The 8,411-nt window shown below is 70.9% G+C and carries 7 protein-coding genes and 1 tRNA gene; 4 read left to right on the top strand and 4 right to left on the bottom strand.

Features of this window, described 5'->3' with window-relative positions:
- Nucleotides 1-45 precede the first annotated feature (45 nt).
- Nucleotides 46-2,208 carry a primosomal protein N' gene (locus VGB60_RS09920; protein ID WP_331038101.1) on the bottom strand — a complete coding sequence of 721 codons (2,163 nt, stop codon included), beginning with the start codon at nt 2,206-2,208 and terminating at the stop codon, nt 46-48.
- A gap of 30 nt (nt 2,209-2,238) precedes the next feature.
- On the opposite strand from VGB60_RS09920, the gene fsa reads away from it, so the two are divergent.
- From fsa to VGB60_RS09900, 4 genes are all read left to right on the top strand, one after another.
- Complete coding sequence (gene fsa / locus VGB60_RS09915; protein WP_331038100.1) at nt 2,239-2,892, top strand: fructose-6-phosphate aldolase; 654 nt, start codon at nt 2,239-2,241, stop codon at nt 2,890-2,892.
- Between the two features lie 54 nt (nt 2,893-2,946).
- On the top strand, nt 2,947-3,648 hold the full coding sequence (locus tag VGB60_RS09910) for a DUF484 family protein (RefSeq protein ID WP_331038099.1): 702 nt from the start codon (nt 2,947-2,949) through the stop codon (nt 3,646-3,648).
- A complete protein-coding gene (locus VGB60_RS09905) occupies nt 3,630-4,571 on the top strand; it encodes a tyrosine recombinase XerC (protein ID WP_331038098.1) in 942 nt (313 codons plus the stop codon). The genes VGB60_RS09910 and VGB60_RS09905 overlap by 19 nt, the downstream gene beginning before the upstream one ends.
- 74 nt (nt 4,572-4,645) lie before the next feature.
- On the top strand, nt 4,646-5,620 hold the full coding sequence (locus VGB60_RS09900; protein ID WP_331038097.1) for an aspartyl protease family protein: 975 nt from the start codon (nt 4,646-4,648) through the stop codon (nt 5,618-5,620).
- A 7-nt stretch (nt 5,621-5,627) separates the two neighbouring features.
- Here the strand turns inward: VGB60_RS09900 and lpdA are convergent, their stop codons facing one another.
- The 3 genes from lpdA to VGB60_RS09885 all read right to left on the bottom strand — a co-directional run bounded on the left by lpdA (nt 5,628) and on the right by VGB60_RS09885 (nt 8,315).
- Nucleotides 5,628-7,058 (bottom strand): dihydrolipoyl dehydrogenase, encoded by a 1,431-nt coding sequence (gene lpdA, locus VGB60_RS09895; protein WP_331038096.1) that lies wholly within the window; start codon nt 7,056-7,058, stop codon nt 5,628-5,630.
- Between the two features lie 166 nt (nt 7,059-7,224).
- Nucleotides 7,225-7,299 (bottom strand) — tRNA-Gly (locus VGB60_RS09890).
- Between the two features lie 233 nt (nt 7,300-7,532).
- On the bottom strand, nt 7,533-8,315 hold the full coding sequence (locus VGB60_RS09885; RefSeq protein WP_331038095.1) for an SDR family oxidoreductase: 783 nt from the start codon (nt 8,313-8,315) through the stop codon (nt 7,533-7,535).
- Nucleotides 8,316-8,411 lie beyond the last annotated feature (96 nt).

The following is an 8,411-nucleotide window of genomic DNA, read 5'->3' as shown; positions in this document are numbered from 1 at the left end:
CAAGAACTGGCCGAAGCTGTTCGAGATCCGGCTGACGGGGCCGCGTTAGAGGAAGCTGTACGGGTCCACGTCGACCGACAGCCGCACCGAGGCGGGCACCTTCACCCGCGCCAGCCAGACCCTGAGAAAACCCTGCAGGTCAACGTCGCGGTCTGCTCGGACCAAAAGCCGCTTGCGCCGCCGCCCCCGCACCAGCGCCAGCGGCGCGTCGGCGGGGCCGTAGACCTCCAGCCGCTCGGCGTTCGGGATGGCCTCGGCCAGATCACGGGCGGTCTTCTCCACCGCCATGGCGTTCTCGCTGGACAGAATGATCGCCGCCAGCCGGCCCCAGGGCGGCAGGGACGCCGCCTCGCGCTCCGCCATCTCCGCCTCGACGAAGGCGTCGCGGTCGCCGGCCGCCAGCGCGATCAGCACCGGATGCTCCGGCGTCCAGGTCTGCAGGATGGCCCGGCCCGGGCGGTCGGCCCGTCCTGCCCGGCCCGCCGCCTGCGTCAGCAACTGGTAGGTCCGTTCGGCGGCGCGCAGGTCGCCGCCCCTCAGGCCCAGATCGGCGTCGACCACACCGACCAGGGTCAGGTTCGGGAAGTTGTGCCCCTTGGCCGCCGCCTGGGTGGCGACGAGAATGTCGATCTCCCCGTCCGCCATGCGCTGGATCAGGGCGCGCGCCGAGCGGCCGTCGGGCGCGGTGTCCGAGCTGAACACCGCCGTCCGCGCCTCGGGGAACAGCTGGCGCACCTCCTCCTCGACCCGCTCGACCCCCGGCCCGACGGGCACCAGCGAGTCCGCCGCGCCGCAGGACGGGCAGTGCCTCGGCCGCGCCATGGTGAAGCCGGTCAGGTGGCAGACCAGCCGCCCGGTGTAGCGGTGCTCGACCAACCAGCTGTCGGTATCCGGCGCCGTCAATCGGTGCCCGCAGGCGCGGCACAGCACCACTGGCGCATAGCCCCGCCGGTTCAGGAACAGCAGCGTCTGCTCGCCGCGCTGCAGCGTCTCGCCGATCGCCTCGCGCAGCGGCTGGGACAGCCAGGTCTGCGGGTCGGGCGGGCACTCACGGAGGTCCAGCAGCCGGATGTCCGGCAGCACCGCCGCGCCATGCCGCGCGGTCAGCTTCAGCCAGCCGTAGCGGCCCTGCTGCGCGTTCCAGAGCGTCTCGAGCGACGGCGTGGCCGACGCCAGGACCACCGTCGCCCCCTCGATCCGCGCCCGCGCCACGGCCAGGTCGCGGGCGTGATAGACCAGCCCCTCGTCCTGTTTGAACGAGCCGTCGTGCTCCTCGTCCACGACCAGCAGCCGCAGGTTGGCGTAAGGCAGGAACAGGGCCGAACGCGCGCCGACCACGATGTTGCAGCGTCCGGCGGCCACCGCCTCCCACACCTGACGGCGCCGGGGCGGGGCCACGCCGGAATGCCACTCGGCCGGAGCCGCGCCGAACCGGCTCGCGATCCGCTCGATCAGCGCCTGGGTCAGGGCGATTTCCGGCAGCAGGATCAGCACCTGCGCCGTCGGCTCCGCCGCCAGCACCCGCGCCGCCGCCTCCAGATAGGCCTCGGTCTTGCCCGAGCCGGTCACGCCGTCGAGCAGGAAGGGGGCGAAGCCGCCGCGCGCCGTGGCCTCCGAGAGCGCCGCCGCCGCCGCCGCCTGATCGAGATTCAGCGACGCGGGCGCGTGGTTGGGATCGGGCGCGTCGAAGGCCGCGACGCCCTCGATCTTGACAGTCTCCAGCACCCCCTCGTCCAGCAGGCCCTTGACCACGCCCGATGAGACGCCCGCGGCGCGGGCCAGCTCCGCGCCCGGCATCGAGCGGCTACCCAGCGCATCGAGCACCGCCGAGCGCGCCGGGGTCGGCCGTGCGGGAACCCGGTCCGCGACCCGCCGCACCCGCCGTTCGGGCCGCGGCCGGGGCGCGCGTAGCCCCTTCAGCGCCGCCGCCGCCATCTCGCCGGGCGGGCTCAGCGTCCATCGTGCGGCCCATTCGATGAAGTCCAGCGTCCCCGCGGGCACCCGCGGGTCGTCCACCAAATGGGAGATCGCCTTCAGCCGCCGGTTGGAACCGGTTGTCTCGCGCACCTCGGCCACCACGCCGCGGACCAGCCTCGGCCCCAGCGGCACGGCGGCGTGATCGCCCCGCACGACCTCCAGCCCTTCGGGCACCTCGTAATCAAAGGCTTCGGGAACCGGCAGGGGGATGAGCACGCTGGCGACTTTCACCGCCCTGTCCGCTCCGCTAGAGAGACGCTCATGAAACTGTTCCTCGACACCGCCGACGTCGCCGTCATCAAGGACATGGTCCCCACCGGTCTTGTGGACGGCGTCACCACCAATCCCTCGCTGATCGCCAAGTCCGGTCGCAACATCGCCGAGGTCATCGCCGAGATTTGCGCCCTCGTCGAGGGGCCGATCTCCGCAGAGGCGGTGGCGACCGACTTCGAGACCATGGTGCGAGAGGGCGACAAGCTCGCCGCCATCGCCCCCAACGTCGTCGTGAAGCTGCCCCTGACCTGGGACGGGCTGCGCGCGACCCGCGCCTTCGCGGACAAGAGGATCAAGACCAACGTCACCCTCTGCTTCTCCGCCGCCCAGGCCATGCTGGCGGCCAAGGCGGGCGCCACCTTCATCTCGCCCTTCGTCGGCCGGCTCGAAGACCACGGCGCCGACGGGATCGGCCTGCTGGAGGAAATCCGGGTGCTCTACGACGTCCACGGCTTCGATACGCAGATTCTGGCCGCGTCGCTGCGGAATCCCGGCCACGTCAGCGCCGCCGCCGTCGCCGGAGCCGACGCGGCGACCATCCCCGCCGACGTTTTCAAGGCCTTGGTCAAACACCCGTTAACCGACAAGGGGCTTGATGCCTTCCTGGCGGACTGGGGCAAGACCGGCCAATCGATCCTCTAGGACCGACGCCCCGGGGACTCGCCGTGCCTGTCTGCTGACCTCGAGGAGAGGTGCGTGAGCGTTTCGCCTGACCTTTCCGCCAAGCCGGACGAGCCGCACTGGCCCGACATCCGGGCCTGGCTTCAGGCCCACCCACAGACGCTTCTGGACGATCGTTCCCTGCTGGAAGAGATCGGACTCAAGCCGCACGGCCGCAACGTCGTCGAGTTCGGCCGCGCCGCCCTGACCCGGCTGGAAGAGGCGGCCGAGCGGGAGGCCGACGCACGCAAACGCATCGAGGCCGTGGCCCGAGCCAATTTCGCCGCCCAGACCCAGACCCATGTCGCGGCGCTGGACCTGATGGAGGCGCGCAACCCCTCCGACCTCGCCCGCCGCCTTGATGCGGTGGCCCAGGGCCGGTTCGGCCTGTCCGGCGCCGCGATCGCGCTGGAGAAGCCCGGCGGGGTGCCGTTCGGCTGGCGCGGACTCGAACCGGGCGGTGTCGACGCCCTGCTCGGCGACCACGGCCTGACCTGGCTGGGCCCGAATTTCGAAGGGCTGAACCTGTTCGGCGCGGTCGAGGGCGAGGTGAAGTCGGTCGCCCTGATCCGGATGGCGCCGCAGTTTCCCGGCTCCGACCTGCCGGCCCGCCACGCCATCTGCGCCTTCGGCTCGCCCGAGGAAGACGGCTTCGCGCCCACCATGGGCTGCGAGCTGGTGGCCTTCATCGCCCGGGTGGTGGAACGGACAGCCGAGCGATGGCCGATCTTGAACTAGGCGCGACCGCATCCGCGGACGCCGCTCTGGCCGCGTGGCTGGAGCATCTGGCCCACGAGCGTCGGCTGGCGGCCAATACGCTGGAGGCCTACGGCCGCATCGGACGGCTGTACCTCGCCTTCCTGCAACAGCACCGGGGCGAGCCGCCCACCCTCGCTGATCTGGGCAAGGTAACGGGGGCCGAGGTCCGCGCCCACCTCGCCGACCGCCGGAGCGGCGACCGACCGCTGGCTGCCCGCTCGATCAGCCAGACCCTGTCGGCGATCCGCGCCTTCCACGGCTGGCTCGACCGGCGCTGCGCCACCCCCGCGCCCCAGCTGGCTCTCGTGCGCGGTCCCCGCATCAAGCCGTCCCTGCCTCGGCCCGTCAGTGAAGATCAGGCGCGGGGGCTCCTGCACGAAACATACGCGGACCCCGACGCCGAGCCGTGGGAGGGTCTTCGGGACCGGGCGGTCCTGACCCTGCTCTACGGCTGCGGCCTGCGGATCTCGGAAGGCCTGTCGCTGACCGTCGCCGACACGCCGCTAGGCGACAGCCTCCGCGTTACAGGCAAGGGCGGCAAGACCCGCATGGCGTCGGTGCTGCCCGCGGTGCGCGAAGCGATCGCCGGTTACCTGAAGGCCCAGCCCTTTCCCCTGCAGGCGGCGGACGCCCTCTTCCGGGCGCGTCGCGGCGGTCCGTTGAGCCCGCGCCATGTGCAGGCGACGGTCCAGCGCCTTAGAGGGCGGCTGGGGCTCCCCGCCTCCGCGACCCCGCACGCGCTGCGTCACAGCTTCGCCACCCATCTGCTTGGCGCGGGCGCGGACCTGCGATCGATCCAGGAGCTGCTCGGCCACGCCAGTCTCTCCACCACCCAGAAATACACGGCGGTGGACACGGCGCGACTGCTGCAAGCGTATGCGTCCGCGCATCCGAGAGCCTGACGCCATACTGGCCAACATCCGGGTCGCGGGCGTACACTGATCCCGTTCGCCGCAGGGCGTGAGGCGCGAAGCGCATGAGCGGTCTCGACCGTCGTGGAATGCTTGCCGGTCTGGGCGCCGCCCTCGCGGCTCCGGGTGCGCCGGTTGCCGCGCAGGAGCCGGGACCAACTGACGTTCCGCAGCCGATCCAGCTGCTGAGCAACCTGTTCACACGCGTCGCCGCGGCCGTTTACATCGACGGTCGCGGCCCATTCACCTTCGTGATCGACACCGGCGCGGGCTCGACGGCCATCGCGGATACCCTGTCCGCCCGGCTGGGGCTGAGCCCTGCCGCCTCCTTGCTGGTGCACGGCATCACCGAGGCGCGCGTCGCGCCAGGGGTGGCCATAAGCCGGCTGCGCCTCAGCGGGCACGGTTTCCGAAACCTGGTCTGCCCGGTCTTCTCGCGCGAGCAGCTCGGCGCGGACGGACTGCTCGGTCTCGACGTCCTGGGCAGCTTTCGTCTGCGCTTCGACGTCGCCCGGCGCGCCGCTAGCCTGACCCTGCCGGGCATGCACATCACCATGGGAGGCGACGCGATCCTGGGCACCCGCCTGCGCCACAGGCTGCGGTCGTTCAGAGCAAGGTTCGGCCAGATGATTTTCACCCAGGTGACGGCGGACGGACAGCCCGTCGCCGCCTTCATCGACAGCGGCGCGCAATACTCCATCGGCAACCTGGCGCTCGCCCGAGCGGTCGCCGCGCGCCGGCCCCTAGGCGCGGCGAGCGCCCGAGAGGTCCCGCTCTACGGGGTCACGGGGCAGAGCCTGACCGCGGACCTGCTGCGTATCGAGGACCTGAGGTTGGGCGCGTCGCGGCTCGGCCCCACGCCGCTGCTGTTCGCGGACCTGCACTGTTTCCGCACCATGGGCCTGGCGGGTCGGCCCGCCCTCCTGATCGGGGCGGACCTGCTGGGGCGGTTCCGGGAGGTGACGCTCGACTTTCCATCCAACGCCATCGACCTGGTGGGCCTCCGGCGGCAGACCGCGGCGGTGGAGCTTTTGGGCTAGGGCCTGATCAAGCCTGCATCGTCCAGCCCTCGACGCCCATGGCCGCTTGTTTCACGGCCTCGGAGCGGGTCGGGTGGGGGTGGCAGATGCGGGCGATGTCTTCCGAGGCGCCGCCGAAGGCCATGGCCACGCAGGCCTCGCCAATCATTTCGCCGGCCTGCGGCCCCATGATGTGCACGCCCAGAATCCGGTCGGTGGCGGCGTCGGCCAGCACCTTCACCAGACCCTCGGTCTCGTGATTGATCTTGGCCCGGCTGTTGGCGCTGAACGGAAACTTGCCGGTCTTGTAGGCCACGCCCTCAGCCTTCAGTTGGTCCTCGGTCTTGCCGACCCAGGCCACCTCCGGCGCAGTGTAGACCACGCTCGGCACCAGGTCGTAGTCGACGTGCCCGGCCTTGCCGGCGATCAGCTCGATCACGGCGACCGCGTCCTCCTCGGCCTTGTGCGCCAGCATCGGGCCATGTGTGACGTCGCCGATGACCCAGACCCCGCCCCCCTCTCCATTGGCGGCCACCTTGAAATGGTCGTTGGCGACGAAGCCGCGCTTGTCGGCCTCGACCCCCACCGTCTCCAGGCCGAGCCCCTCGGTGTAGGGCCGACGGCCGATGGCCACCAGAACCACGTCGCCCGTCAGCGTCTCGGCGGCGCCGCCCGCGGCCGGCTCGACGGTCAGTTCGACGCCGTCCTGGCCGGTTTTCGCGCCCGTGACCTTGGACCCCAGCTTGAACGTCATGCCCTGTTTGGTCAGGGCGCGCTGGAAGCTCTTGGCGATCTCGGCATCCATGCCCGGCGTGATGCGGTCCAGGTATTCGACCACCGTCACCTTCGCGCCGAGCCGCCGCCAGACCGAGCCCAGCTCCAGCCCGATAATGCCGGCGCCGACCACGATCAGGTGCTGCGGGACCGCCGCTAGCGCCAGAGCGCCGGTCGAGTCCACCACCCGGCCGGGTTCGAACGCCACGCCCGGCAGCGGCGTCGGCTCCGAACCGGTGGCGATGACGATGTTCTTCGCCGCCAGCACCGTCTTGCCGCCGTCGGCAGCCGTCACCTCGACCTGACCCTTGCCGGCGATGCGGCCCCGGCCGCGGATCCATTCGACCTTGTTCTTCTTGAACAGGAATTCGATGCCCTTGGTCAGGGCGGCGACGCTCTCGTCCTTGGCGGCGTGCATCTGGCCGAGATTCAGTTTCGGCTGCACCTCGATGCCGATCTTGGCGAACTCGCTATTGGCCGCCTCGAACAGCTCGGACGCATGCAGCAGCGCCTTGGACGGCATGCAGCCGACGTTCAGGCAGGTGCCGCCCAGCGTGCCCCGCATCTCGACGCAGGCCGCCCTCAGACCCAGCTGTCCGGCCCGGATAGCGGCGTTGTAGCCGCCCGGCCCGCCGCCGATGATCACCACGTCATACGCGGGCGTTGAGGAGGCGGCGTCGGCCATCGTGTCTCTCGGGTCTGGTCGTGGTGCGCAAAGGCGCGCGGAACGTAGCGGCCGGCCCGCGAGGGTCAACCACATGGCGGTATATAGGGACGCGCGCGCCCGGTCACAGCCGGGCCCAGAAAGCAGGAAAGCCCGATCACGGGGACCGGGCTTCCTGGGCTTCGACTGGAGCGGGCGAAGAGATTCGAACTCTCGACCCCAACCTTGGCAAGGTTGTGCTCTACCACTGAGCTACGCCCGCACTTCAGTCGGAGGCGGGCGTATAGCGGAGCGGCGCGGCTCCTCGCAAGTCTCTTTTTCGAGCGGCGGGCCACGTCCTTCCGGGGCCGCGCAGCGGAGCCCGGAATCCAGGCGACCGGACACCGGCGAAGGCCGCGCCGCGACGCGCTGGGCGAGCACCCCTGGATTCCGGGTTCCCCGTCCGGCTGCGCCGGCCATGGCCCCGGAAGGACGGAGGAAGGCGATCGGAACCGCCTACCGCGGCGCCAACCGGATCGCCCCGTCCAGCCGGATGCACTCGCCGTTGATGTAGACGTTGCGGGCCAGCTCCAGCACCAGCGAGGCGTAGTCGGCGGGCGTGCCCAGACGGCTCGGGAAGGGGATGGCGGCCGCCAGGGCGTCCTGGATCTTCTGGTCCATGCCCGCCATCATCGGCGTCCACATGATCCCCGGCAGGATGGTGTTCACCCGCACGCCCTCCTGGGCGAGGTCGCGCGCGACCGGCAGGGTCATGGCGTAGACGCCGCCCTTGGAGGCCGAATAGGCGGCCTGTCCGATCTGGCCGTCCTGCGCCGCGACGGAGGCGGTGTTGACGATCAGGCCGCGCTCGCCGTCAGTCATCGGCTCCATCGTGACCATACCCGCCGCCGACTGCGACAAGACCCGGAAGGTGCCGAACAGATTGACCCGCACGGTGCGTTCGAACGCCGCCATGTCGTGGGCGCGGATCTCGCCGGTTTCCTTCTTGCGCGAGACGGTCTTCTGGCCGGTGGCGATGCCGGCGCAGTTGACAGTCAGACGCTCCTGCCCGTGGGCGGCGCGGGCCTTTTCGAAGGCGGCCGCGACCGAGGCGTCGTCGGTGACGTCGACCTTGCAGAACACCCCGCCGATCTCCGCGGCGATGCGCTCGCCCGCTTCTTCGTTCAGGTCGAACAGGGCGACCTTGGCGCCGGTCGCCGCAATGGCGCGCGCCGTGCCCTCGCCCAGCCCGGAGGCGCCGCCCGTCACCACCGCCGCGATCGAACCGTCGAGTTTCATGGCCGCAGCCCCTATGTTGGTTGAACGTATGAATGTCGCGGGGATTTAGCCGCCATGACCGCCAAAGCCAAACCGATCCGCCCCGAAGAGGCCATC

The sequence above is a fragment of the Brevundimonas sp. genome (assembly GCF_036399195.1).
In the GTDB taxonomy this organism is placed as follows: Bacteria; Pseudomonadota; Alphaproteobacteria; order Caulobacterales; family Caulobacteraceae; genus Brevundimonas.
Note: the sequence above shows the minus strand (reverse complement) of the source record. Positions and strands in the feature narration are given on the sequence as shown.